The following is a 23,470-nucleotide window of genomic DNA, read 5'->3' as shown; positions in this document are numbered from 1 at the left end:
ACAAAGGAACAACAACAATGCCCCTCAGCAAGAAACTCACCGCCGAGTTCCTCGGCACGTTCTGGCTCGTCCTTGGCGGATGCGGAAGCGCAGTGCTGTCGGCACTCATTCCCGACATAGGCATCGGCATTCTCGGCGTGTCGATTGCATTCGGGCTCACCGTTCTGACCGCGGCGTACGCGATCGGTCACATTTCCGGCTGTCATCTGAATCCGGCGGTTTCCGTGGGCCTGTGCACCGCCGGTCGCTTCCCGGCGGCTCATCTGCTCCCCTACATCATTGCGCAGGTGATCGGCGCGATCGCAGCGGCCGGCGTCATCTACCTGATTGCGTCAGGCAAGGCCGGCTGGACACCGCATGGCGGCCTGGCTTCCAACGGGTACGGCGATCACTCGCCAGGAGGCTATGCGCTGAAGTCGGGCCTCGTGAGCGAGATCGTCATGACCTTCATGTTCCTGATGGTCATCCTCGGCGCGACCGACAAACGCGCGCCCTCGGGATTCGCGCCCATTGCGATCGGCCTGTGCCTCACGCTCATTCATCTCATCTCCATCCCGGTGACCAACACGTCGGTGAATCCCGCGCGCAGCACCGGACCTGCGATCATCGTGGGCGATTGGGCGCTCGCGCAGTTGTGGCTGTTCTGGGTTGCTCCGATCGTCGGTGCCGCGATCGCCGGCTTCGCCTACAAGTCGGTGTTCGAGAAGGAATGATGTAGCCACGCGGCGACTAAGGGCGCCCCGCGGGTGACGCCGCGGGCCGGAAGGTTTCATACTCCGGCCGGACGAACGCCCTCTTCCGTCACTCCCGCGTACGCGGGAGTCCATCCGGGTGCCCGGCATGGATTCCCGCTTTCGCGGGAATGACCAACGAACCTTCATGAACAAAGCCCGACTCCTCACCGTCCCGCTCATCGCAGTGCTCCGCCTGCACTGGATCGCCGTCTGCGTGGTCGTTGGAGTGCTGCTCCTCTATACGCTCGCCGGCTTCTTTCTGGTGCCCTACATCGCGCGCCAGCAGATCGAAAGCTATGTGACTGAAACCCTGCAGCGACGCGTGTCGATCGGCGAGATCCGGTTCAATCCCTTCGTTCTCGATACGAGCATCAGCAACTTCCGGCTCGCGGAAGCCGACGATTCGCCGCTCGTCGCTTTCCGTCATCTCTACGTCAATGTGCAGCTCGCATCGTTGTGGCAGCGGGCCGTGGTTCTGCACGAGGTTCAGCTCTCGGCACCCGACATCAACCTGATCATCGATAGCGGAGGTGCCGTCAACCTGGCGAAGCTGGCGCCGAAATCGACGGAGCCCGAACCGGCGGAGGAGGAATCGACCCGCGTCCACATCGGCACACTCGCCGTGCGCGAGGGCCGCATCGGCATCGAGGACTACACGGCAGCACGGCCTTTCAAGGCGGCGATCACTCCGATCCGCTTCACCCTCAACGATTTCAAGACGGATGCCGGCTTCCAGAACGACTACGAATTCGCGGGAACGACGACAGCGGGTGAGCAACTCACATGGGCGGGACAGTTCACTGTGGAGCCGCTCGGATCTCACGGGCGTTTCAGTGTGCAGGGACTGAAGGTCGCGACGATCGATTCCTACATCTACGACGCGATTCCGTATCGCCTCGCTTCCGGCCAGGCGACGCTGAACGGCAGTTACCAGTTCGCGCTGGACCCGCAGTTCGCGCTCGACATCGCGCTGCCCACCGTGAAGATTCTGGATCTGTCGCTCGCCGAGCGCTCACCGGAAGGCACCACGCCGATCAGGCTTCCCGAAGTCGATGTCCAGGACCTCTCGTTCTCTTACGGAAAGCGGGAGGTCGGACTGAAGAGCGTGGATGTCAAAGGCGCGCAAGTCGATATTGCGCTCGAAGCGGATGGCTCCGTGAGCCTGACGCGAGTCTTTGCAGGGAAGAATCCGGAAGCCACTGCTTCCCCGTCTCCGTCTGCGTCTCCCACGGCATCGGACAAGGGGCCTGAGTGGCGCGTTCATGTCGATACGATCCGGGTTGCCGACGCGACCATTGCCGCCGAAGACCGCAGCGTCTCACCGACCGTGAAGTTCGATCTGCGGCCGGTGCAGCTCACCGTCAATCAATGGAGCACCGATCCGAAGGCGACGCTCCTCGTCGATGCGGACGCGACGATCAATCGAAGCGGGCGGCTGCTGGCCAAGGGCGAACTGAACCTGACACCCGTCACCGCCCGCATGGCGATCGACTTGAAGGAGTTCGACCTGCCGGTGATTCAACCCTATCTCTCGCGAACGACGGACATGACGCTGCACTCAGGGCGATTCGCCGTGAAGGGCGACGTCAGTTATGCCGCGACTCCGGAATCCGCACAGCCCGTGACGTTCAAGGGCGAGATGCAGGCTTCCGATCTGCGCACGACCGATCAACTCGTGAACGAAGATTTCCTGAAGTGGCGTGATCTCGCGGTCACCGGAATCGACTTCTCGCTGCATCCCGACCGGCTGTCGATCGATCGTGTCGTCGCACGTCAGCCTTACGCGCGCGTCGTCATCGCGCAGGACTCGACGCTCAACATCAATAAGGTGCTGCGTTCTGAACCGGCAGTCGAAACCAGAGAGGGCGCGGCTACGCCGTCATCGACGAAGCAAGGCAAGCCCACATCCGACGCCCAGCAGGCGCGCTTCCCCGTTCGCATCCGCACCGTCCAGGTGATCGACGGGTCCGCGAACTTCGCCGACTACTCGATCGAGCCGTCGTTCGCAGTCGGCATCCTGCAGCTCAATGGAGCCATCACTGGCTTATCCTCCGACGCCGCATCGCGCGCGAAAGTGAAGCTCGACGGCAAGGTCGACAAGTACGCCCCCGTCGACATCACGGGCGAAGTGAATCTGTTCTCCGCCGCGCTCTACACCGATCTCGGGATGAACTTCCGCAACATGGAGCTCACCACGTTCAATCCCTACTCGGGTAAGTTCGCGGGCTACAACATCAGCAAGGGCAAGCTCTCGACCGAGCTTCGTTACAAGGTGGAGAACCGCAAGCTGGATGCGTCGCATCACATCGTGCTCGACAACCTGGAGTTCGGCGCGAAGACGGATTCGAAGGATGCGGCGCCGATTCCCCTGAAGCTCGCCATCGCACTCCTGAAGGACCGCAATGGAGTGATCGACGTGAACCTGCCGGTATCCGGAACGCTCGATGATCCGAAATTCAAACTCGGACCGATCATCTGGAAAGCGGTGCTCGGTCTGCTGACGAAGATCGTGACTGCGCCTTTCGCCGCACTGGGTGCGCTGTTCGGCGGCGGCGATGAACTTGCCTATGTCGACTTCGCGCCGGGCACGACCGCACTGACGCCCGCCGAAACTGAGAAGCTGACGAAGCTTGCAAAGGCGCTGGTCGAAAGACCGCAACTCAGGCTCAGCATTCCATTGACTGTGGTGACGGCGCAGGACAGCGAAGCGCTGGCCAGAGCAGCCTTCGATGCGAAGGTGCCGCCGGATGAAAGCGCCGATCCGACGGATGAAAAGGCTCAGCGTAAGCGGATTGCGCAGCTCGAAAAGGTCTACAAGGAGGTCGCGCAGTCGGCGCCGGTCTATCCACCGGAAACCACGACCGAGAAGGGTCCGGACCTCGGCGCGCAACGGCAGTTTCTGGAAAGTGCGCTCCTCGACCGGTTCAAGCCCGATGATGCGGCTCTCACCGCACTCGCCCGCGAGCGGGCCCGGTCAGTTCAGGATGCGCTGCTCGCGAACACGGAGCTGAATCCTGAACGGGTGTTCATCACCGCCGAGCGAACCGAAGGCAAATCGGAAGCCGGCACCGTGAGGATGGAAATGAAGCTGGAGTAGCCCTCCAGTGACATTGACCGAGCATCGCGAAGATGCCAGATTGGCCTTCAGTTCCCGCGGGGCTCCCTCATGAAAGCAATAAAAGCAAGCGCGCTGGCGCTTATGACCGTATTCGCAGCCGTGCTCGTTACGCAGTCGACCATCGCCGGCGACCAGTCCGCCGCTCCCCAGAAAACTGAACAGAAAGCCGAGCAGAAGAGTGAACAGAATTCTGCGCGCTCCGCCTGCCAGAGTTACTGTGACTCAGCCGAAACGAAATGCAGCAGCGAGGTGCGCCGCGCTCGCCAGCAATGCTCGAAGCGCGCAGCGACCGCAGGCCGCGATCCGTTCACGGGACGCAACAACGACTACACGTACTTCTGCGGGTACTTCAATAACGCGGGTGCTTGCGGCGCCGGCAACTACAGCGGTTCATGCCGCACTCGGTTCGCACGCACCTACGGACTGTGTATCGATGCGATCCAGGAGAACATCGCATCGATGCGCTACGACTGCTATCAGACAGAAACGACCGCGCAGCGCTACTGCAGGGACGAGCTGCGGGAGTGCAAGGCGGCGTGTGAATAAAGACGAAGAGCCGGATTTTCCACGGGGATCACGGGGATCCACGGGGAAATGAATGCTCCGGAAACAATGCTTTCCGCCCCGTGGTTCCCCGTGTACCCCGTGGAAACTCTTCGCTCTTCTCTTCCCTCTTCTCCTCACACCCTCTCGATCACCATCGCGATTCCCTGTCCCACGCCGATGCACATCGTGCACAGCGCATAGCGACCGCCTGTCTTCTCGAGTTGATTGAGTGCCGTCGTTGCGAGACGCGCGCCGCTCGCACCGAGCGGATGGCCAATCGCAATCGCGCCGCCGTTCGGGTTCACGTGTTCGGCGTCGTCGGCGAGGCCGAGCTGGCGCATCACCGCAAGCCCCTGGGCAGCGAACGCTTCGTTCAGCTCGACGACGTCGATCTGCCCGATGGTCAGCTTCGCGAGCGAAAGCACTTTCTGCGATGCCGGCACCGGACCGATGCCCATGATGCGGGGCGGCACACCGGCGGTGGCCGTGGCGATCACTCTTCCGCGCACTTTCAAACCGTACTTCGCCGCGGCTGCTTCGCTGGCCAACAGCAACGCGCAGCTGCCATCGTTCACGCCCGATGCATTTCCTGCCGTGACGGTGCCGTCCGGCTTCACGACGCCCTTGAGCTTCGCGAGCGCTTCGATCGTCGTGTCGATGCGCGGATGTTCATCGACCGCGAACTTGATCGGGTCGCCTTTCTTCTGTGCGATCTCGACCGGCGTGATCTCGGTGTCGAAGAATTTGCTGGCGTGCGCACGGCCATAGCGCTGCTGGCTGCGCAGCGCGAATGCATCCTGATCGGCGCGATTGATGCCGAACTCCGCCGCGACGTTCTCAGCAGTCTCCGGCATGGAGTCCACGCCGTACTTCGCCTTCATCAGCGGGTTGATGAAACGCCAGCCGATCGTGGTGTCTTCGATCTTCGCCGTGCGTGAGAATGCGCTGTCGGCCTTACCCATCACGAAGGGAGCGCGGGTCATGCTTTCCACGCCGCCGGCGATCACCAGCTCCGCTTCGCCGCTGCGAATCGCGCGAGCAGCTAGGTTCACCGCATCGAGACCCGAGCCGCAGAGGCGATTGATCGTTGCACCGGGCACTGCGTCGGGCAAACCCGCCAGCAGCGCCGCCATGCGTGCGACGTTGCGATTGTCTTCGCCGGCCTGGTTGGCGCAGCCGTAATACACGTCATCGACCGCGGCCCAATCGACTTTGGGATTGCGGGTCATCAATGCCTTGATCGGGATCGCGCCGAGATCATCGGTGCGGACCTGGGCCAGTGCCCCGCCGTATCGTCCAATCGGGGTCCGGATGGCATCGCAAATGAAGACCTGACGCATGAGAATCACCGCTGTTTCGAGGACGGGCAGTCTACCGCCGCATGGCGGGTACCGACGTGAAAAAGTCTGGAGTGTGGCCGGACGAAAGCAAATCGCCGGGACAACCCCTTCCTAGAACGCTGCATCGCGGAAACATGCGACACTGAATGCCGGACAGGAAGCCTCGATCCCTCTCGCCCGCCAACCGCCATGCAGTCCTCGAACCTCCGCGGCATTTTGTCGATGACCGTTGCCGTGGCCGCGTTCGCGGTCATGGACGTGACGATGAAGCGGCTCGTGGAAAGCTATCCGCCGTTGCAGGTGACGTTCCTGCGCGCCACGGCGTCCTTGCCCTTCCTGCTCATCGCAACCACCTTCTTCGGGCGCTTCAGCGATCTGATTCCGAAGCGGATCGGCCTGCACCTGATGCGCGGATTTCTCGGCGTCATCATGCTGTGGCTGTTCGTCTTCGCGGTGCGCACGCTGTCACTCGCGGATGCGTACACGATCTACATGTCGGCGCCGCTGTTGATCACTGCGCTGTCCGTGCCGATCCTGCGCGAACATGTCGGCTGGCGGCGCTGGGTTGCCATCGTCGTGGGCCTCATCGGTGTGGTGATCGTCCTGAAGCCGACTGGCACGGGCCTCATCACGATCGGCGGCATCGCCGCGCTTGCATCGGCGATCTGCTACGCGATCAGCGCGATCACGATCAAAGTCCTGTCGCGCACGGACTCGGGGCCGGCAACCATCTTCTGGACGCTGTCGTTCATCTCGATCATCAGCGGCGCGATGGTCGCGTTCGACTGGACGCCGCTGCGCTGGGAGCACTGGTACCTGTTCTTCGGCGTGGGCTTGTTCGGCGCCATCGGTCAGCACTTCATCACGCAGGCGTTCCGCCTGGCGTCGCCCGCCGTGGTCGCGCCCATCGAATACACGGCGCTCATGTGGGGAATGCTGTTCGACTGGATTCTGTGGCTGACGGTGCCGAGCTCGCGAATGCTGGGCGGCGCGGCAATCATCGTTGCCAGCGGTCTCTACATCATCTATCGCGAGCGCCTGACGATGTCCGCGACCAAACCCGCAACAGCCCCCAGCCCGGACACCGTGAGTCCGTAGCGCACCCGTCAGCGGTCGAGGCGCTTTTCCATCTTGATGTTGCAGCGGGCGTACTTGCCGCAAAGCGGTTCGTTCACTTCGACGAAGCCGTTCTTGCGATAGAGCGCGATCGCGGGCACGAGCTCGGTCTGCGAGTACAGAACGATGCGTTCATGTCCCCGCTCGCGTGCAACGGCGAGCGCTGTTTCCAGCAGATACTGGCCGAAGCCGCGCCCTTGCCAGCGCTCGTCGACGGCCATCTTGGTCAGCTCGAAGCGATCGGGCGCCTCGAGCTTCAATCCGACGGTTCCGACGACCTCGCCATCGAGCAGAGCGAACAGGATTTCGCCGCCGGGCGCGAGGATGACGTTCTCCGGATCGCCCAGGACCCCCTCGTCGATGGGCTCGACCCGGAAGTACCGCTCGAGCCACGCGATGTTGAGCCGCCTGAATTCGTCGCGGAACGCAGGATCGAACGTCACGACTTTCAGGCCGTCGACGTACGTGCGTACCGTGCGTGATCGCCGGATTGGCGCAGCAGCAAGTTCAGCATTCATTGCGATCTCCCTGTCGACAAGGACTTCGCCACGCGAGCGAACGCAGCAGGTCCCAGGTTCTGAAACAGGACCAGCGATACGCCGAACAGCACGAGCAGCGTCGATATCACGATCAACGTCGTGATCTCTTCGTCGAGCACCAGCGCACCGAGGATCAGCGCGACGACGGGATTCACGAGCGCGTACGTCGTCACTTTCGCTGCCGACACGCGGGTCAGCAGCCACAGATAGCTGTTGAGCCCGATGATGCTGCCGAAGACGATCAGGTAAAGCAGCGCCAGCCACGACGGCAGCGAAACGGCCGACACGTCGAATGTCTGCCACTCCGCATCGAGCACGCTGAGCACGAACTGGAACAGGCCGCCGAAGAGCATCTGTGCGGCAGTGAAGCCGAACACGCCGTCCTGCCGTACCGAACGCTTCTGCCACAGCGTGCCGATGCTCCAGCCCACGACGGCTGCAATCATCGCGACGAGGTAGAGCGGCTCCGCGCTGCCTGTAATCGAGTGCGTGTGCATGACGATCGTCACGACACCGGCGAGCGCGATTGCGGTACCGAAGAGACCCTGTGCGGTCGGCGCACGCTTGCTGAAGAACGCCCAATCGAGCACGAGCACGGTGACGGGCATCGCTGTGACGATCAGCGCCGCGATGCCGGAAGGAATTCCCTGCTGAGCCCAGATCACGAGGCCGTTGCCGATGCCCGCGAGCAGGACGCCGCACAGCATCGCTGCCGGAATGTTCACCGCGGCGAAAGGCTGCGGCGAACGCCAGCGCAGCCACGCATACATCAGCGTGCCGGCGATGAGGAAGCGCAACGCCCCGCTGATGAACGGCGGCAGCGTCTGAATGGAGATCGCGATCGCGAGGTAGGTCGTGCCCCAGATGACATAGATCCCCGCGAAGGCGGCGACGATACCCAGCGAAATCTGCGAAGACTTTTCCATGAGAGTCACTTTGCTACGAAACTGGCAACCAGTACAGATTCAGGTAGACTGACCTCGGACCGACACAGTTTTCACGGACGGGGGTAATCATGTCCGCGCAAGTGCCGTCGCAGGCGCCGCTCCTCTACGAACGTGTTGCGCACCTGGTCGAAACCCAGATCGCGACGGGGACGCTGCGCGCGAACGACCGCATTCCATCCGTTCGCAGCATGAGCCGTGCGGCCAAGGTCAGCGTATCCACCGTCGTGCAGGCCTATGTTCACCTGGAGAACATCGGCCTGATCGAGGCGCGCCCCCAGTCGGGATTCTACGTGCGGCCGCCCGACCCGAAGGTCGTGCCCGAGCCGCGTGCCAAGCCGCTGCGTTCGCGCCGGCCCGCCTCCATCGCGACGGAAATGCTGGATATCTGCCGCGAAGCACTGACCCGCAGCGATATCGTGCCGCTCAACGGAGCGTTCACTTCCCCCGCGCTGTATCCGAATCAGCGACTCAACAATCTCGTCCGTGAAGTGCTTCGCGACCGTCCGCATCACGCGGGCGAGCTCATCATGCCGCCGGGCGATCCGGAGCTGCGCCGACAGATCGCCAAGCGCATGGGACTCGCCGGAGCACCGACGGATCCCGAACACGTCGTCATCACCAGCGGCGCGATGGATGCGATCACACTCTCCCTGCGCGTCGTGTGCCAGCCGGGCGATACCGTGCTGGTCGAATCGCCGACTTACTTCGGCCTCCTGCAGGCCATCGAGTACCTCGGTCTCAAGGTCGTCGAGGTTCCGAATCGTCCTGGCGTGGGCATCGATGCCGACGCGGTTCGCCAGGTCGCTCGCACCACCCGGCTGGCTGCCGCCGTGCTGATGCCGAACTTCAACAATCCTGCCGGGACACTGACGACCGATGACGCCAAGCGCGACATCGTAGCCACGCTCACCGGCATGGAAGTGCCGATCATCGAGGATGATCTGTACGGTGATCTTCACTACGGCAGCGTTCGGCCGACGTCGATGCGCGCCTTCGATGAATCCGGGCTGGTCATCAGCTGCGGATCGGTTTCGAAGACGATCGCGCTCGGTTATCGCATCGGATGGGCGGTCGCGCCGCAGTTCCACACCGAAATCGCGAGGGCGAAATTCTTCGCCTCGGTTGCCTGCCCGACACTGCAGCAACTCGTGCTCGCGCGGTACTACGCAAGCGGTGGATACGACCGTTACCTTCGCCGGATCCGCACCATGCTCTCGACGAACTCGCAGCACTTCATCGACGCTGTGGCGAGGCATTTTCCGGCCGGCACCCGCATTACGCGACCGACGGGCGGTATCGTGATCTGGATCGAACTGCCGCCGAGCGTCGATGGGGCCGAGCTGTTCCGCACGGCGCTTGCAAGCCGCATCGGTATCGCGCCGGGAATCGTATTCTCGGCGAAGGCCGACTATCGCAATTACATCCGCATGAGCTGCGGCCTGCCGTGGTCCGCTGCTATCGATCGCGCGATTGAGAAGCTTGGGAAGCTGGCGAAGGATCGGAGCGGTTGAGGAGTCGGCGAATTCTGAGGACATGCGTCCTCCCTCGTATGGGCTTCCGGCTGTGGGTCCGGCTTTAGCCGGACGTCATGCGAAGCATCGCCTCCGGCGATTACGTCCGGCTAAAGCCGGACCCACAGTCAGATGTCATTCCCGCGTACGCGGGAATCCAGGCTTGTTCAGATGGACTCCCGCTTTCGCGGGAGTGACGCTCACAGCGACGCTGTCGTCGCATCTGCCTGCGCAAGCGCTACCGCGCTGGTGTCAGAAGCGATCTCGCTCACGACCACCTGGCCCCGCGGCGTGGAGGACTCTTCGATGCCTGACGCGATTCCGAGCAGCGCTCCCGCGTTGATCGCAACGGACGCGACGAAAGCAATGACACTCAAACGCTTCATGATGACTCTCCTTGAGGGCGCCGCACCCGGCTGCGCCCGTTAACTTCCAATCAACTCCACCCACGCAGACCGTGCGTGGGAATCACACCCGACAGATCCAGCGAGTCGCCGCGACGTGCTCTCGGCGAGGGCGACCGCTGCTGGTAGTAGTCATCCAGCGCTTCGATCTCCTTGTCGCGAGCCGCCTTCTCCAGCGTCAGCCGATCGGCCTTCAGTTTCGCCAGTACGGTGAACAGGTATTCGTCCATGGCACTCTCCTTCAGGTATGCAAATATCTAATGGAGGTGTAGCGTAGGCCCGCCAATACGACGCGAAAAGCAACTGTTTGGCCTCGTTATCTATGACTAAAACTCATATCTCGTCGATTGTCGAAGCAACGGCTGACGCCCTGCGCGCCACCTCGCTCGGGCACGTGCCGGGCGTCTCGATTCGCCTCCGAACCGGGGCGCCAATCATGGCTGTGTCACTCTTTCCATGCCGTCATCACTGTCTTCCCGCGCGCACGAAACTGTCATGAAAAAAATCCCCGTCGGCCCATTGCGCGCGTTCGATGTCGCAGCGAGAACGCTGAATCTCAGCGCTGCGGCGGAGGAGATGAGCGTCACTCACGCAGCGGTGAGCCGGCAGGTGAAGCAGCTGGAGCAGCGCCTGGGCGTGCAGCTCTTCGAGCGTCTGCCGCGAGGACTGAAACTCACCGCGCATGGAGCGCTGCTCGCGGAAGGCACCCGACAGGCGTTCGATCGGCTCGCCAGCGCAATCGAAGACGTCTCGACGCCCGCGGTGCGCCGCAAGCTCACGATCTCGACGTTTGCTTCGCTATCGGCGCGATGGTTGATGCCGCGTGTGCAGTCGTTCGCCGAACGATTCCCGGACATCGACCTGCAGGTAGTGACGTCGACGCGCCTCGTCGACTTCTCGCGCGAGGACGTGGACATCGCGATCCGCTTCGGCAGCGGCAACTACCCGGGGCTGCACGTCGTGCCGCTCTTCCAGCCGCGCGAGATCATCGTGTGCGCGCCCTCGGTGCTGAAGAATCGCAAGCTCGAGACGCCGGCGGATCTCAAACATTTTCCGCTGCTGCACGACGACTCGTATCAAGGCTGGGAACGGTGGCTGACCGCCGCCGGCATCAAGGGTGTGAACGTGCGCCGCGGCGTCATCTGCGGCGATCGCAACTCGATGCTGCAAGCCGCCCTTGCCGGCCAGGGCGTGGCGATCACCTCAGCCGTATTCGCCGCTGATGAGCTGGACGCCGGCCGATTGGTCCGCGTCTTCACCAATGAAGTCAGCGCCGAATTCGCGATCTACGCGGTATGCCTGCCGCGCCGGCTCGACGATGAACTCATCGCCGGCACGATTGCCTGGCTGCAGTGCGAGGCCACCGACTCAGCAGACGCGCACAGACCGGCACCGTGAAGGAAGGAAGCCAGCTAGCCGGCTAGCCACTAGCAATTAGCCAGAATGAGATAAAGACGCTTCTCTCGCACCGGTGCTTGTCTCCTCTCCTGCTCTGGCTACCTGCTAGGCGGCTAATGGCTAGCCGGCTTCTTTCAATGTTTGGTCTTTTCGCCTTTGCTCTTCTTCTTCAGATCAGCGCGATGGGCTCGCTCGTAGGTCTGGATATCCTTGAACCTTCCCTGTTTGTCGCGAACCGCGTAGAGCTTCTTGCCGGCGGTGCTGCGGTGAGTGGTCCGGGTCGTGGAGGCCATGAATATCTCCTGGACGTTGTATCGAGGCCTCTTCGCAGATACGCCCCCGAACCTCGAGGGTCAATTGCGGAAATCGAGACAGAATCGCGCGGCGTGTCGTTATTCTTTCTTCTTCCCGAAAAGCGCTTCCAGTTCGGCGCGAGCCGTGTCAGCGGCTGACGGTTGCGCAGGCGCAGCTCCGCCGAACAGTGCATCGAGCTGTGCCTTCGCTCTCGCGGCTTCGTCCTGAGGCGAGCTCGAATAGGCATCGGGACGCGGCGTGAAGTAGTCGCAGAAGTTCGCGCGCTCCTTGTCCTTCACTTCCTCCGCGATCGGCTCGCGACAGTGCTTCGCGACGCTCGTGTTGTACCACTCGCACATCTTGCAGACGTGCAGCTCGGCATGACACTTGCGGCACTCCTCGAGCCGCCGCAGCGGCAGCGTGTAATCAGCGAGAGAGTTGCCGCATTTCCAGCAGGTGAGAGACATGGTGACCGAGGTCACGACGGGAACGACGCCCGGAGAAGGTGCGGGCGATCATTCACTTTCTGGCCTTTGCGCCCTTTGCCTCGTGCCCGGTCTCGCCGTGGCTCGAAGCAATCTCATCGTACCCGCGCCCCACGAACTCGATCAGGCACACGCCGTGACCGAACGGATCCGCGAGCATCGCGATCTTGCCCCAATTGTTGGTGCGGACCTGGCCCTCAAGACGGGCGCCGGCGTTGCGGGCCTTGTCGACGGCGGCATCGATGCTGTCGACGACGAAGTCGAGATGAATCGGGGTCCAGTGACGTGCGTACGATCTCAGGTGACGACTCGATGCGGACGCGACCGTACCGTTCGGTTTGGCGAGCAGATAGATGGGTGCGTTGGCGCCCAGCAGTTCGACGGCATCGTGACCGAATCGGCGCCCGACCGTGAGGTCGAGCGCCGTGCAATAGAACTCGACGGCTTTTTTCAGGTCGTCGACATCGATGTTGACCAGGAGCGAGGCCATCTCAGTGCCTCGTGACGACGATCGGTTCGCCGCGCGTGATGACCATCGTGTGTTCGTACTGTGCGGAGCGCGTGCCGGGCGGCCCGAACAGCGTCCAGCCGTCGCTCGCCTGCTCGACCATCGTCGTCCGCGTCGAAAGGAACGGCTCGATGGTGATCACCATCCCCTGGCGAAGCACGCGACGATCGGTGACGTCATAAAAGCCAGGGATGTGCCCGGGTTCTTCGTGCAGCGCGCGGCCAACACCGTGACTGCCGAGGTTGCGGATGATGTTGAAGCGCTCGCGCTTCGCGACCCGCTCGATGGCTTTGCCGATCTGGTTGATGCGGTTGCCGGCGCGGGCCTGACGCATCGCACTCTCCAACGCTTCCTTGGTCGCATCGCAGAGTCTCAGCGAGACATCGTCCGCTGGCGGAACCACGCGAGTGCCGCCTGTGTCCGCGAAGAACCCATCGAGCTCAGCCGACACATCGACGTTGACCACATCGCCCGCGGCAATGCGACGCGCACCGGGAATGCCGTGCGCCGCTTCTTCATTGATGCTGATGCAGGTTGCACCGGGAAATCCGTAGGTAATTTTCGGAGCCGACCGAGCGCCGTGATCGGCGAGCCGCTGCGCGCCGAACGCGTCGAGCTCGGCCGTCGTCATGCCGGGTTCGAGCCGTTCGAGCATTTCATGCAGCACGAGGGAAACGATCCGGCCGATGCGTTGCAGCCCCTCGAGATCGCTCTGGGTTTCGATAGTCATGGATGTCGCGCGGTCAGTGAATGGAGGCGGGAGTGTGCAGGCGCCCGGGGCCGGCGACAAGCGACTCCGGAGGGAGACAACAGAGAAGATTTCACACGGAGTTCACGAAGACCACGGAGGCCCTGAACGAGACTCGGAAGGCATTTTTCCCGGTGAGCTCCGTGAGCTCCGCGTGAAACTCTTGCTTCTTATGCGACTGCCGCCCCGTAGCGGGCATAGAGCTTCGTTTTCCTCTTCGGATCGACGTTCACCTTGGTGATGTCGCCGCCAGCCCATTCCATGAGCTTGGGGTCCATCACCTTGAACCAAAGCCAGGGGATCGCTGCGAGACCGAAGCTGCCGGGATAGCCGCTGGGAAGGCGCGGCAGATCCTTGAAGTCACGTAGCGCCTGGTAGGGACGCAGCGAATTCGCGTGATGATCCGAATGACGTTGCAGATGGAAGGAGATGAGATTCGAATAGATGTGGTTCGTGTTCCACGAGTGCCGCGGCTCGGTCAGCTCATAGCGACCATTCGGCAGCTTCTGGCGCAGCAGCCCGTAGTGCTCCACGTAGTTGGCCTGCGTGAGACCGTACCACGCATACACATGATGAATGATCAGGAACGGCAGCAGCACCCAGCCGAAGATCGCAAGCAAAGCGACGCCGACGATCAGCGTCAGGCCCCACGACTGCAGCACGTCGTTCTCCAGCGACCACGTGCTCTTGCCCATCTTCTCCAGTCGCTCCTTCTCGAGCTTCCATCCTCGACTGAAAGCACCGGGAATTTCCCGCAGGACGAACCGATAGATGCTCTCGCCCATGCGCGCGCTCACGCAATCTTCCGGCGTCGCCACGTGCACGTGATGACCGCGGTTGTGCTCGATGCAGAAATGACCGTAGCCGACTAGCCCGTTCACGATCTGCGCCGCCAGCCGATCCGACTTGTTCGACTTGTGGCCCAGCTCATGCCCGATGAGGATGGCGCCGGCACTGGAGAATCCCGTCCCCAGCGTCATGACCAGGTACGCCCACCACGGCAGACTCTGCGTACCGAGGAACCATGCGACGACGAAGAAATCGATGTACAGCAGCGCGATCGCTACATACAGCAGGTAGCGGTAGTAGTTGTCCTTCGACATGAGAGGAACGACTTCCTCCGGCGGGTTGTGCGTGTCCTCGCCGAAGATGGCATCGAGGAGCGGCACCAGGATGAAGGTGTACGCCAGAGGAAAGATCGTCGCGAGCGCGTTGCCGCCCAGGGCGAAGTAAAGAGCAACGCCGATCATCGGAATGCAGGGTCCCGTCAGCGACGCGAACCACAGGTAGCGCTTGCCGTCGATGTAACGAATCGTGGTGCCGTCGGCGGCTTGAGCGACGAAAGACATGGTGGACCCCCAGTGACCAGTCAACGGAGTTTACGTCGGAGTGCGGACGGGGCCTACTGGCGGATGGCAGGTCGATCAGGAGCGGTGCAGCAAGGAGGGACTGCGAGCGATGAGCCACTGAGCCATCTAGCCAAATCCGTCATTTCCCGCGCACGCGGGAATCCATTCCGGACCCCGATGGACTCCCGCCTGCGCGGGAGTGACGAACCTCGGGCTGCTGCCCGATTCCGGAATCGCCTGGCGGCGATGACGTCCGGCTGAAGCCGGACCCACAACAGAGCCCCCGCTTCTGCCATCTCCCTCTGGCCAGCCGCCAGTAGCCAGTGGCCAGTCGCCAGTAGCCCCTTCAGAGAATATCTCCCATTCCCCGAACCCCGCAGATCCTGCCCCCGCCTTGTGCCACCCTAATCCCCATGAACACCACTCCCCTTCGTCACGAGACGCCGGCTTCCCGCCCGGTTGCGCGGGTAATCAATGCCTTGAGTACGCTGGAAGGCGGTGGCTTTCCGGTTCGGCGGCCGTTTCCGATCCAGGGATTCAGCCATTTCGACCCGTTCCTGCTGGTCGACCACCTCGGGCCCGTGGAATGGAAGCCGGGCACCCCGATCGGGGCGCCGGACCATCCGCATCGGGGCTTCGAGACGGTCACCTACGTGCTGGCCGGCGAGAACGAGCACCGGGACTCCTTCGGCAATACCGATGTCCTGCGGCCGGGCGACGTCCAGTGGATGACCGCCGGCGCCGGAGTGATTCACGCGGAAATGCCGACGCCGGAGTTTCACCGGAAAGGTGGGCTGCAGCAGGGCTTCCAGATCTGGGTGAACCTGCCGGCCAAGGACAAGATGATGACGCCTCGGTATCAGACGCTGCGTGCGAGCGAGATCCCGCAGGCGAAATCGCCGGATGGGCTGGTTCACGCGCGAGTGATCGCGGGTGAATCGCTGGGCGTGAGTGCAGCGATCGACACGCGAGTGCCGATTCAGATGCTGCATCTGACGATCGCGCCGGGCGGTTCGCTGCTGCAGTCCGTGCCCGCCGCCCAGAACGGCATGATCTATGTCTTCAAAGGCACCACGCAGATCGGCGACGAAAAGCGTGATGTCAGCGAAGGCCAGGCCGCGCTGCTGGGAAGCGGCGACACCGTCTCGATCAGCGTTCCTTCGGAGGCGAAAGAGTCAGCGGAAGTGCTGCTGCTTTCCGGCCGCCCGCTCAACGAACCCGTCGTACGCTATGGCCCGTTCGTGATGAACACCCGCGAGCAGATCGAGCAGGCGTTCGTGGATTATCAGAGCGGACGGTTTGGGGTGATACCGGAAAGAAGCCGTTAGCTGGTAGCCGGCTAGCGGGTAGCCAGAAGTTCGTCACTCCCGCGTACGCGGGAGTCCATCAGGGTCGCTCCGCTTGTGGGTCCGGCTTCAGCCGGACGTCATGCCGATAGGCACTCTTTGCGCTTGCGGGTCCGGCGTAGCCGGACCCCAGCGAGACATGCCTGTCGGCATGACGTCCGACTAAAGTCGGACCCACAGGGAGACAGCCCTCTGGCTAACAGCTCACGGGCTAGTCGCTAATAGCTTTCCTGTTGTCATCCGGAATCCGGTCGATCAGCTTGTTGTACGGATCGATGCCGACTTCGTAGGGCTCCTCGTCCACGACGACCTTGATCCGCTTCGTGTCGGCCGTGATGTGCTGCTTCTCGAGAAAGAGCACGCGTTCGTTCTCTTCCTTGTCGCCCTCCTTGCGCGCGAACACTCCGACATCCATCCAGTCATCGACCGGCAGATCCGTTTCGCGACCGGCGCCGTCGGCTTCGCGCTTCACGGTTGCGACATCCATCGTGACTTCGTACTTGCCGTCGGCGAGCTTCGTCACCTTCGCATCGGTCACCTTGTTGTCGTACAGGATGATCTTGGCGAACAGTTCATCGAGGAGCTCGTGCTTCCCGGGTGGCGTCTCGGCACGAATGTAGTCGAGCAGCTCGTTCGTCGTGGTGAACGGCGGTTGCTCGAATGACTTGTCGCGCAGGAAGTTCGCCAGCGCGCGGTTCAGGTTCTCCTCGCCGATTTCATCGCGCAGGCGATAGAAGATCAGCGAGCCCTTCTGGTAGTGGACATACGGCTGGTCTTCGACGCGCATCAGCGGCAGCTCTTCGACGAGCTCGCCCCCGCGACCGCGCAGGTAGCGGTCGAGCTCGTACTTGAGGAACTTGCGCATCTTCTCGCGTCCGTATTCCTTCTCCATCACCATCATCGCCGAGTACTGCGACAGCGATTCCGTCAGCATGCCCTGGCCCTGCATGCCTGCGCCGATCACCTGGTGCGCCCACCATTGATGCGCGACTTCATGCGCGGTCACGTAGAAGACGTAGTCGACGTTCTCGGGTTTGCGCAGGTCCGCGATGAATCCGATCGATTCCGAATACGGGACGGTGTTTGCGAAGCTCTGTGCAAACCTCGCATAGCGTGGGAACTCGAGGATCCGCATCTGCTTGTGCTGGTATGGCGAGAAGTTCTCGGTAAAGTAGTCGAGCGACTTCTTCGTGCCATCGATCATGCGATCGATGTTGTAGGGGTGCTTCGCGTCGTAGTAGACCTCGATCGGCAGGCCCTTCCATTCGTCGCGCTTCACTTCCCAGCGCGCGGACAGGTAGCAGAAGAACGGCAGCATCGGCTGGTCCATCTTGTAGTGGAAATAGCGGCGGCCGTTCTCGGTCCATTCGCGCTGCAGGTACCCAGGCGCCAGCGCGATCTGATCCTCGCTCGTGCTGACCGTCGTTTCGAAATTGATCCAGTCAGCGTCGGGGAATCCCATGTCCTTGCGGGCGGCTTCGTCTTCGAGCTTTGCCATGCGCGGCACGTCGCCGAGCCCGCGCTTGCGCCGTTCATTACGATCGATGAGCTGTGCACCCTCGTTGTAGCCGAAGTGCGGGAACATGCCCATGCTGTTGAAGAACGTGCCGTTGTAGTTCAGCACCGACCGCATGTCGCCGGCACCGCTCGAGGGCGGCAAGCCATCGTTCGTGAACCCGTGCTCGGCGCGCGCGATCGTGAACTCGAAATCCGCAGCGGCGCCGGGATCGAGCGGGGTTCGCAGTTTCAGCAGACGATACCCCGCCAGCGGATCCTCCTTGAGGATCGCCGCGTCCGCGAGCCGCCAGCGAATCAGCTTGACGCGCGGATCGAGGAGAAGATGCAGTTCCTCGATCGGCCGCGAGGTCTTGTTGATCAGCCGGTAGTGACCGCGAATCTCGACGCGCCGCTCGGACGGAAAGATGTCGACATCGGCCTTCACATCGACGATGCGCGGCTGGGGAACATCCTTGAGCTTGCGGTACTCGCGCTCGTAGTGCGCGAGCCGGTCGAACGCAACATCGGACGGCAGGTACTCGTTGACGACGCTCGTGTTGTAGTAGATCCAGCCGCCCACGCCGATGAAGGCAAGTGCGAGCCCGGCGAGCAACGCCGAAGGCGCGCCGCGCAGATTGTTGCGGGCCATGTTCAGCCGGCCGCGCCACGACGGCGCCACACCGCGGACCCAGAAAGCAGTGCCGACCACGACGAGCATCGTCGTGAACAGCGCCCAGTAGAGCTGGAACCACGCCCAGCCCGCGATGAAGTGCCCGTAGCCGTTCATATCGGAGTACGGCGTGTCGGGGCCACTGGCGAATCGATAGAGATTGTTCTCGAGATGCATCGGCGGCATCGCGATCTGCATGATGATCACGACGACGTACAGCAGGTAGCCGACCACCTTGTTGTTGCTCACGACCTGCAGCACGACGGCCGCCGCCCCCATCAGAATGAACTGCGCGGAGAGCACGAAAAGTCCGCGCACGTACAGGTCGAGCTCGAGATTCGTGTAGCCGCGCAACAGCTGAACAATGATCGAGATCACCGCGCCAAGCAGCATGAACACGACGACTACCGCAGTCAGCGCGCCGATCTTCGCGAGAATCGGTAACCAGTTCGGTACAGGCAGTGTGTCCGTAAGTTCGGCGAGCTTGACGCCGCGCTCGCGCCAGACGAGCTCGCCGGCATAGAAGCCGACGATCAGGATCAGCAGGAACAGGTAACTGCCCTCGATGAGCCTCAGCATGACCGAAGTCACGGGCAGCACTGCCGTGCCGAAGAGCTGATCCAGCCCGACAGAGCCGCCGCCCAGATTCAAGGCACCGAAGGCGAGCAGCACGAGGAACGGAATGCTCTTCAGAACGCCGATCGTATCGAAGCGCAGCTGACGCCAGAATTGTCCGACCGTCGTCGACACGGTGAACGACCGCGCAGGCAGTGCCGCTGGTGCGACAACGACCGGCACAGCGGCAGCTACCTCGGCCTGTTTCTCGCGCTTCGCGCGCGCCTTCTTACCGCCACGCAGCCGCTGCGGCTTGAACAGCGCAAAGGTCAGAGTCAGCAGCACCGCCGACACTGCGAGCCAAACCGCGCGATTGACGAGCAGGTAGTTCGTCAGCTCCGGTAGTTGTGCGTTGCTCTCGATCGCGGACCAATAGCGCATCGTCCTTTCCAGGGCTCTCGATCCGAATGGATCGAGCAACGAAGCGATGGCGTCGTACTGCATGTCCTGCGCCAGCACGTTGGCGACCAGCCACAGAATGAAGAAGGCAATGACGCCGAGGTAGACCGACATCAGGTTGCGAGCCGTCACCGCGAGCAGGCTCAGCATTGCCGTCATGAAGATCAGGTTGGGGATCACGATGACCGCGAAGGACCAGAGATGCGGAGTCAGTGAAAACGGGCCCAGCTTCGCAGGATCGACCCAGGGCATCGCCGCACCGAGGAACAGGCCCCCGCTCGTGAGCACGAAGATAGCGAGTGCGGCAACCATGCCCGCGAGGACACGACCCGCGAGATAGGCACGCGGCTTCATTGGTGATGAGAAGAACAGCTCATCGGTGCCCAGCTCGAAATCGCGCAACAGCGGCTGAGCGATGAAGAACGTCACCACGAACAACCCCAGCAGGCTGAAGTTGATGAACATGTTCACGATCACGCCCGGCGCGTTGCGATTCACATTGCCGATCGCGCCGCCGAGCTGGATGAAATCAGAGCTCGTCGCACCGAAGGCGAAGAGAGCGAACAGGAGACCCGCGACCCACAGCAGCGGCGATCGCAATTGCTGGCGCAGATCGAAGCGGAAGAACTCAGCGAGCATGGTTCGCGCTCGCGACGCCGTGCTGACGCAGGCGATGGAAATACACGTCCTCCAGATCCGGATCGATCGAGTCGAAGCCGGGCTCCGGCGCCGCATCGTTGTAGACATGAATGAGCGGCTGGCCCGCGATCAACCGCGTCGAAAGCACGGTGAAGCGCTGCTGATACTCGGTGAGCTCGGCTTTCGGGACGATCCGGCTCCACACGCGCTCGCGCATCGCGGCGATCGCCTCGCGCGGCTCGCCGCTCATCAGCACTTCCCCCTTCGAGATGATCGCCATGCGCGGACACAGATCCGCCACGTCTTCGACGATGTGCGTGGAGAGAATCACGACCACCTGCTCACCGATCTCGGCCAGCAGATTCAGGAATCGATTGCGCTCTTCCGGATCGAGACCCGCCGTCGGTTCATCGACGATCACCAGGCGTGGATCGCCGATCAGCGCCTGCGCGATACCAAAGCGCTGGCGCATGCCGCCGGAGAACGTTCCGAGCTTGCGCTTGCGCACATCCCACAGGTTCACCTTGCGCAGCAGCCCTTCGACGACATCCTTGCGTTCCCCGCGTTTCACGAAGCCCTTGAGCACGGCGAAGTGATCGAGCATGTCCTGCGCGCTGACCTTCGGATACACACCGAAATCCTGCGGCAGATAGCCGAGCGTGCGGCGGATGCGATCCTTCTGGTTCACCACGTCGATGCCGTCGAACGTAATGGTCCCCGAGTCCGGATCCTGCAGGGTCGCGATCGTTCGCATGAGCGACGACTTGCCGGCGCCGTTCGGGCCGAGCAGACCAAACATTCCCGCGGGGATGTCGAGCGACACGCCGCGCAGCGCAGCGACACCGTTGCTGTAGGTCTTGGAGATATTGCGGATCGCAAGCATGGGGACACCGGTCAGAAGGGGTGACGGGGTAGCGCGATGACGGAATGACGGGCCAGGCCGCCTTGCGGCAGCCTGGCCGGAAACACGGAATCAGTCGAGGGGCGTGAACCGAGAGAACAGTTCGGCGATTTCCGGCACGAAGCCGGCGGGACTGCTGTGAGCGGAATCAATGGCGACCTGCGACGTGGGTTCTCATCAGGTCCATGAGAACCCCGTGCGCGTGCTTTTGTTACAACAAATCGGGTTGCACCCAGCCGGGCGTTACAGTGTCGAATCCTGCCTCACGACCTGGCGGCCATTGGCGCTCACGCTGCGGTCGCGCAGATCGAATTCCAGCAGCTGGGCTTCGATCTTCTTGCCTTCGAGAAAATAGTAGATCAGGAACGCGAGGCCAATCCCCAGCGGCACGAGTCCGGCGATCGAGGGGGTGTCGCCGTCCATCGCCATGCCGACGACCATGGCCAGGCCGATGAAGAACCACACGAGGCCCGCCTGCAGGGAAGAGCGGCGACGACGCGGGCTGCCGCCATCGATCAGCTCGATCGGCAGCGCCGGGATATCCATGCCGCGCTCGATGGCTGCCATGCGCTCTGCGTGATGCAGCTCCATGAAGCGACGGCGCTTGCGGTAGTTGAGAATGATCCACACGATGGCCGGGATGAAGCCGACGCCGAACGTGATGGCGACGATGGGGACCAGATCCGACAACATTGTTGAAATGCCTCTTGGGTGAACGCGAGTATGTGCGAGTGAGACTTCAGACGCAGCGTCCTTCCCCAGGGTTGCACGGCCATCCACGACAAGCGTTCACGAGCTCGACCTATAGAGATGCGGGGGCCCGGACCTGACGCCAGGGGATCATCGGTCGATGGCGGCCAGCGGCCGGTAGACGGAGGCTCGGGAGCCCGGGTCGGCTGCTAGAGTGCCGACCCATCTGGTGGGGCCTTACATAAAAGATCCCGGCGCAACCTTTTCCGCCCGAGCAACGTCACAAACCTCCAATGACTTTGGCAGCCGCCCCCCAAGCCGACGCCGATGTCCAGGCGCTGCTCCAGGTCAAAAAGTACCGCGAGGCTTTCTCGCTGCTGTTGCCGAGGTACCGGGACAAGGTTTTTCGCTTGACATTCAGTATGTTACGCAATCACGCCATGGCCGAGGACACGACTCAGGATGTTTTCCTGAGGATCTGGCGTGCCCTGCCGGGGTACGCGGGACAGTCCTCACTGTCGACGTGGATCTACGCGATTTCGCGCAACGCTTGCCTGTCCGAGCTGCGTAAAAAGCGGCCCACTGTCTCCATGGACGGTGACGAGGACGAGTACGACGCCGAGGTTGCCGCCCTGGCTGCCCCCGACCCGGACGACTCAGCGACCGTCAGCGTCACCCAGATGCTCGACAAGCTGCCCGAGCGTTACCGGCAGGCGGTCACGCTCTTCTACATGGAAGACAAATCTTACGAGCAGACAGCCGAAAGCCTCGGCCTGCCCCTGGGCACGGTCAAAGCCTTGCTTCACCGCGCCCGCAAGCGCCTAATCGAACTGACGCGCGAGTCCGAAACCGACCAGTCTGAATCCGCGTTGGATGCGTAGTTTTCCATGGCCACTCAACCTTCATCGCCGCAACAGATTCTCGAGCACCAGCTCGACTGGAACGATCGTCTGCAGGACTGGCTCGATGGCGACATCGATGCCGCCGATCGCGCGGCCGTCGAATCGCATCTGGGCGGCTGCGACATCTGCCAGCAGCAGATGGCCGCACTCGAAAGGATCGATGAAGCGCTGTTCAGCGCCGCGCCCGCACCCGAATTGAACGCTGCGTTCGACGACGAGCTGTTCGCGCAGATCGATGCCATCGACGAAACGAAGCGCGCCGCTGCGCGTCAGCGCGTCGAGGAAGAACTGCAGGAAAACCTGCGTGCCCTGTCGCGAAGCTGGCGCCGTGCGCTTGCCTTCGTCATCCCGGGCGTCGTGGGCGGCATCGTGCTGGCCTTCGCACTCGCCGGCTACTTCGATACGTCAGGACTCGCCGGCAAGATCGCAGCCGAAGGCGCGAGCATCGGCGGCAATGCCAGCACCATTCAGACTGCCCTCATCGCCATGATCGGCGCCGGCATCGGCGGCCTGCTGGCGGGGTGGCTGGCCAAGGTCGCGGACTGAGGAAGGAGAGACCCCGGAGAAGATTTTCCACGGGGAACACGGGGTTCCACGGGGGCAAGACATATCTACAAGGAAGCGTCACCGCCTCCTGGATATCATTCGGAAACTCGTGCTTCTGAGCTCTTCTCTGCCCAGTGCTCCCCGTGTCCCCCGTGGAGAATCTTCCTTCTTCTCCGCCCTCTGACCGGACATGGCCGCCCAAGGCGACTAAGATACGCGCCGCTCTCC

General features: G+C 62.5%; 22 protein-coding genes. 9 read left to right on the top strand and 13 right to left on the bottom strand.

Annotation, left to right across the window (positions count from 1 at the left end; translation table 11 throughout):
- The first annotated feature begins 17 nt into the window (after window positions 1–17).
- The 3 genes from aqpZ (at window position 18) to HNQ60_RS19745 (ending at window position 4,398) form a co-directional block, all read left to right on the top strand.
- Entirely contained in the window at window positions 18–713 is a 696-nt protein-coding gene (gene aqpZ, locus HNQ60_RS19755; RefSeq protein ID WP_184334515.1) for an aquaporin Z, read from the top strand.
- A gap of 166 nt (window positions 714–879) precedes the next feature.
- Window positions 880–3,831 carry a DUF748 domain-containing protein gene (locus HNQ60_RS19750; protein ID WP_184334514.1) on the top strand — a complete coding sequence of 984 codons (2,952 nt, stop codon included), beginning with the start codon at window positions 880–882 and terminating at the stop codon, window positions 3,829–3,831.
- 69 nt (window positions 3,832–3,900) lie between these two features.
- Complete coding sequence (locus HNQ60_RS19745) at window positions 3,901–4,398, top strand: hypothetical protein (RefSeq protein ID WP_184334513.1); 498 nt, start codon at window positions 3,901–3,903, stop codon at window positions 4,396–4,398.
- 134 nt (window positions 4,399–4,532) lie between these two features.
- Here HNQ60_RS19745 and pcaF read toward each other — a convergent pair whose 3' ends face one another.
- Window positions 4,533–5,738, bottom strand: coding sequence for a 3-oxoadipyl-CoA thiolase (gene pcaF / locus HNQ60_RS19740; protein ID WP_184334512.1), 1,206 nt, complete (start codon window positions 5,736–5,738; stop codon window positions 4,533–4,535).
- Window positions 5,739–5,927: 189 nt separating this feature from the next.
- Here pcaF and HNQ60_RS19735 point away from each other — a divergent pair, with 189 nt between their 5' ends.
- Entirely contained in the window at window positions 5,928–6,836 is a 909-nt protein-coding gene (locus tag HNQ60_RS19735) for a DMT family transporter (RefSeq protein ID WP_184334511.1), read from the top strand.
- A gap of 8 nt (window positions 6,837–6,844) precedes the next feature.
- Here the strand turns inward: HNQ60_RS19735 and HNQ60_RS19730 are convergent, their stop codons facing one another.
- Window positions 6,845–7,372, bottom strand: coding sequence for a GNAT family N-acetyltransferase (locus HNQ60_RS19730; RefSeq protein ID WP_184334510.1), 528 nt, complete (start codon window positions 7,370–7,372; stop codon window positions 6,845–6,847).
- A complete protein-coding gene (locus HNQ60_RS19725; protein WP_184334509.1) occupies window positions 7,369–8,319 on the bottom strand; it encodes an EamA family transporter in 951 nt (316 codons plus the stop codon). The genes HNQ60_RS19730 and HNQ60_RS19725 overlap by 4 nt, the downstream gene beginning before the upstream one ends.
- An 89-nt stretch (window positions 8,320–8,408) precedes the next feature.
- Between HNQ60_RS19725 and HNQ60_RS19720 the strand changes: the two genes are divergently transcribed.
- Complete coding sequence (locus HNQ60_RS19720) at window positions 8,409–9,851, top strand: aminotransferase-like domain-containing protein (protein ID WP_184334508.1); 1,443 nt, start codon at window positions 8,409–8,411, stop codon at window positions 9,849–9,851.
- A gap of 200 nt (window positions 9,852–10,051) precedes the next feature.
- Here HNQ60_RS19720 and HNQ60_RS19715 read toward each other — a convergent pair whose 3' ends face one another.
- Both HNQ60_RS19715 and HNQ60_RS19710 read right to left on the bottom strand, forming a co-directional pair.
- Window positions 10,052–10,237, bottom strand: a complete 186-nt coding sequence (locus HNQ60_RS19715) for a hypothetical protein (RefSeq protein ID WP_184334507.1) — start codon at window positions 10,235–10,237, stop codon at window positions 10,052–10,054.
- Window positions 10,238–10,287: 50 nt separating this feature from the next.
- Complete coding sequence (locus HNQ60_RS19710) at window positions 10,288–10,485, bottom strand: hypothetical protein (RefSeq protein WP_184334506.1); 198 nt, start codon at window positions 10,483–10,485, stop codon at window positions 10,288–10,290.
- A 265-nt stretch (window positions 10,486–10,750) separates the two neighbouring features.
- On the opposite strand from HNQ60_RS19710, the gene gcvA reads away from it, so the two are divergent.
- A complete protein-coding gene (gcvA, locus tag HNQ60_RS19705; RefSeq protein ID WP_184334505.1) occupies window positions 10,751–11,653 on the top strand; it encodes a transcriptional regulator GcvA in 903 nt (300 codons plus the stop codon).
- A gap of 134 nt (window positions 11,654–11,787) precedes the next feature.
- On the opposite strand, the gene HNQ60_RS19700 is transcribed toward gcvA, so the two are convergent.
- The 5 genes from HNQ60_RS19700 to HNQ60_RS19680 all read right to left on the bottom strand — a co-directional run bounded on the left by HNQ60_RS19700 (window position 11,788) and on the right by HNQ60_RS19680 (window position 15,037).
- Window positions 11,788–11,946, bottom strand: coding sequence for a hypothetical protein (locus HNQ60_RS19700; RefSeq protein WP_184334504.1), 159 nt, complete (start codon window positions 11,944–11,946; stop codon window positions 11,788–11,790).
- Between the two features lie 99 nt (window positions 11,947–12,045).
- Window positions 12,046–12,429, bottom strand: coding sequence for a hypothetical protein (locus tag HNQ60_RS19695; protein WP_184334503.1), 384 nt, complete (start codon window positions 12,427–12,429; stop codon window positions 12,046–12,048).
- A gap of 37 nt (window positions 12,430–12,466) precedes the next feature.
- The gene (locus HNQ60_RS19690; protein WP_184334502.1) at window positions 12,467–12,922 is read right to left on the bottom strand and encodes a VOC family protein; all 456 of its coding nucleotides are present in this window, start codon (window positions 12,920–12,922) and stop codon (window positions 12,467–12,469) included.
- A gap of 1 nt (window position 12,923) precedes the next feature.
- Window positions 12,924–13,670 carry a type I methionyl aminopeptidase gene (gene map, locus HNQ60_RS19685; protein WP_184334501.1) on the bottom strand — a complete coding sequence of 249 codons (747 nt, stop codon included), beginning with the start codon at window positions 13,668–13,670 and terminating at the stop codon, window positions 12,924–12,926.
- Window positions 13,671–13,858: 188 nt separating this feature from the next.
- Window positions 13,859–15,037, bottom strand: coding sequence for an alkane 1-monooxygenase (locus HNQ60_RS19680; protein ID WP_184334500.1), 1,179 nt, complete (start codon window positions 15,035–15,037; stop codon window positions 13,859–13,861).
- A gap of 413 nt (window positions 15,038–15,450) precedes the next feature.
- Here HNQ60_RS19680 and HNQ60_RS19675 point away from each other — a divergent pair, with 413 nt between their 5' ends.
- Window positions 15,451–16,365 (top strand): pirin family protein, encoded by a 915-nt coding sequence (locus HNQ60_RS19675; RefSeq protein ID WP_184334499.1) that lies wholly within the window; start codon window positions 15,451–15,453, stop codon window positions 16,363–16,365.
- 229 nt (window positions 16,366–16,594) lie between these two features.
- On the opposite strand, the gene HNQ60_RS19670 is transcribed toward HNQ60_RS19675, so the two are convergent.
- The 3 genes from HNQ60_RS19670 to HNQ60_RS19660 form a co-directional block, all read right to left on the bottom strand.
- Window positions 16,595–20,203 carry an ABC transporter permease/M1 family aminopeptidase gene (locus HNQ60_RS19670; protein ID WP_184334498.1) on the bottom strand — a complete coding sequence of 1,203 codons (3,609 nt, stop codon included), beginning with the start codon at window positions 20,201–20,203 and terminating at the stop codon, window positions 16,595–16,597.
- Window positions 20,193–21,086, bottom strand: a complete 894-nt coding sequence (locus tag HNQ60_RS19665; RefSeq protein WP_184334497.1) for an ABC transporter ATP-binding protein — start codon at window positions 21,084–21,086, stop codon at window positions 20,193–20,195. The genes HNQ60_RS19670 and HNQ60_RS19665 overlap by 11 nt, the downstream gene beginning before the upstream one ends.
- A gap of 261 nt (window positions 21,087–21,347) precedes the next feature.
- On the bottom strand, window positions 21,348–21,797 hold the full coding sequence (locus HNQ60_RS19660) for a DUF6249 domain-containing protein (protein ID WP_184334496.1): 450 nt from the start codon (window positions 21,795–21,797) through the stop codon (window positions 21,348–21,350).
- A gap of 290 nt (window positions 21,798–22,087) precedes the next feature.
- Between HNQ60_RS19660 and HNQ60_RS19655 the strand changes: the two genes are divergently transcribed.
- Window positions 22,088–22,675 (top strand): RNA polymerase sigma factor, encoded by a 588-nt coding sequence (locus HNQ60_RS19655; RefSeq protein WP_184334495.1) that lies wholly within the window; start codon window positions 22,088–22,090, stop codon window positions 22,673–22,675.
- Window positions 22,676–22,681: 6 nt separating this feature from the next.
- Window positions 22,682–23,242, top strand: coding sequence for an anti-sigma factor family protein (locus tag HNQ60_RS19650; RefSeq protein WP_184334494.1), 561 nt, complete (start codon window positions 22,682–22,684; stop codon window positions 23,240–23,242).
- The last annotated feature ends 228 nt before the right edge of the window (window positions 23,243–23,470 follow it).

Source organism: Povalibacter uvarum, assembly GCF_014202975.1.
GTDB lineage: Bacteria > Pseudomonadota > Gammaproteobacteria > Steroidobacterales > Steroidobacteraceae > Steroidobacter > Steroidobacter uvarum.
The sequence above is the reverse complement of the archived record's forward strand: the minus strand, read 5'-3'. Positions and strand labels throughout refer to the sequence as shown.

Bases quoted from the DNA above. Each gene is read 5' to 3' on its own strand.
- aqpZ (WP_184334515.1), top strand. From the start codon at position 18: ATGCCCCTCAGCAAGAAACTCACCGCCGAGTTCCTCGGCACGTTCTGG.
- HNQ60_RS19750 (WP_184334514.1), top strand. From the start codon at position 880: ATGAACAAAGCCCGACTCCTCACCGTCCCGCTCATCGCAGTGCTCCGC.
- HNQ60_RS19745 (WP_184334513.1), top strand. From the start codon at position 3,901: ATGAAAGCAATAAAAGCAAGCGCGCTGGCGCTTATGACCGTATTCGCA.
- pcaF (WP_184334512.1), bottom strand. From the start codon at position 5,738: ATGCGTCAGGTCTTCATTTGCGATGCCATCCGGACCCCGATTGGACGA.
- HNQ60_RS19735 (WP_184334511.1), top strand. From the start codon at position 5,928: ATGCAGTCCTCGAACCTCCGCGGCATTTTGTCGATGACCGTTGCCGTG.
- HNQ60_RS19730 (WP_184334510.1), bottom strand. From the start codon at position 7,372: ATGAATGCTGAACTTGCTGCTGCGCCAATCCGGCGATCACGCACGGTA.
- HNQ60_RS19725 (WP_184334509.1), bottom strand. From the start codon at position 8,319: ATGGAAAAGTCTTCGCAGATTTCGCTGGGTATCGTCGCCGCCTTCGCG.
- HNQ60_RS19720 (WP_184334508.1), top strand. From the start codon at position 8,409: ATGTCCGCGCAAGTGCCGTCGCAGGCGCCGCTCCTCTACGAACGTGTT.
- HNQ60_RS19715 (WP_184334507.1), bottom strand. From the start codon at position 10,237: ATGAAGCGTTTGAGTGTCATTGCTTTCGTCGCGTCCGTTGCGATCAAC.
- HNQ60_RS19710 (WP_184334506.1), bottom strand. From the start codon at position 10,485: ATGGACGAATACCTGTTCACCGTACTGGCGAAACTGAAGGCCGATCGG.
- gcvA (WP_184334505.1), top strand. From the start codon at position 10,751: ATGAAAAAAATCCCCGTCGGCCCATTGCGCGCGTTCGATGTCGCAGCG.
- HNQ60_RS19700 (WP_184334504.1), bottom strand. From the start codon at position 11,946: ATGGCCTCCACGACCCGGACCACTCACCGCAGCACCGCCGGCAAGAAG.
- HNQ60_RS19690 (WP_184334502.1), bottom strand. From the start codon at position 12,922: ATGGCCTCGCTCCTGGTCAACATCGATGTCGACGACCTGAAAAAAGCC.
- map (WP_184334501.1), bottom strand. From the start codon at position 13,670: ATGACTATCGAAACCCAGAGCGATCTCGAGGGGCTGCAACGCATCGGC.
- HNQ60_RS19680 (WP_184334500.1), bottom strand. From the start codon at position 15,037: ATGTCTTTCGTCGCTCAAGCCGCCGACGGCACCACGATTCGTTACATC.
- HNQ60_RS19675 (WP_184334499.1), top strand. From the start codon at position 15,451: ATGAACACCACTCCCCTTCGTCACGAGACGCCGGCTTCCCGCCCGGTT.
- HNQ60_RS19670 (WP_184334498.1), bottom strand. From the start codon at position 20,203: ATGCTCGCTGAGTTCTTCCGCTTCGATCTGCGCCAGCAATTGCGATCG.
- HNQ60_RS19665 (WP_184334497.1), bottom strand. From the start codon at position 21,086: ATGCTTGCGATCCGCAATATCTCCAAGACCTACAGCAACGGTGTCGCT.
- HNQ60_RS19660 (WP_184334496.1), bottom strand. From the start codon at position 21,797: ATGTTGTCGGATCTGGTCCCCATCGTCGCCATCACGTTCGGCGTCGGC.
- HNQ60_RS19655 (WP_184334495.1), top strand. From the start codon at position 22,088: ATGACTTTGGCAGCCGCCCCCCAAGCCGACGCCGATGTCCAGGCGCTG.
- HNQ60_RS19650 (WP_184334494.1), top strand. From the start codon at position 22,682: ATGGCCACTCAACCTTCATCGCCGCAACAGATTCTCGAGCACCAGCTC.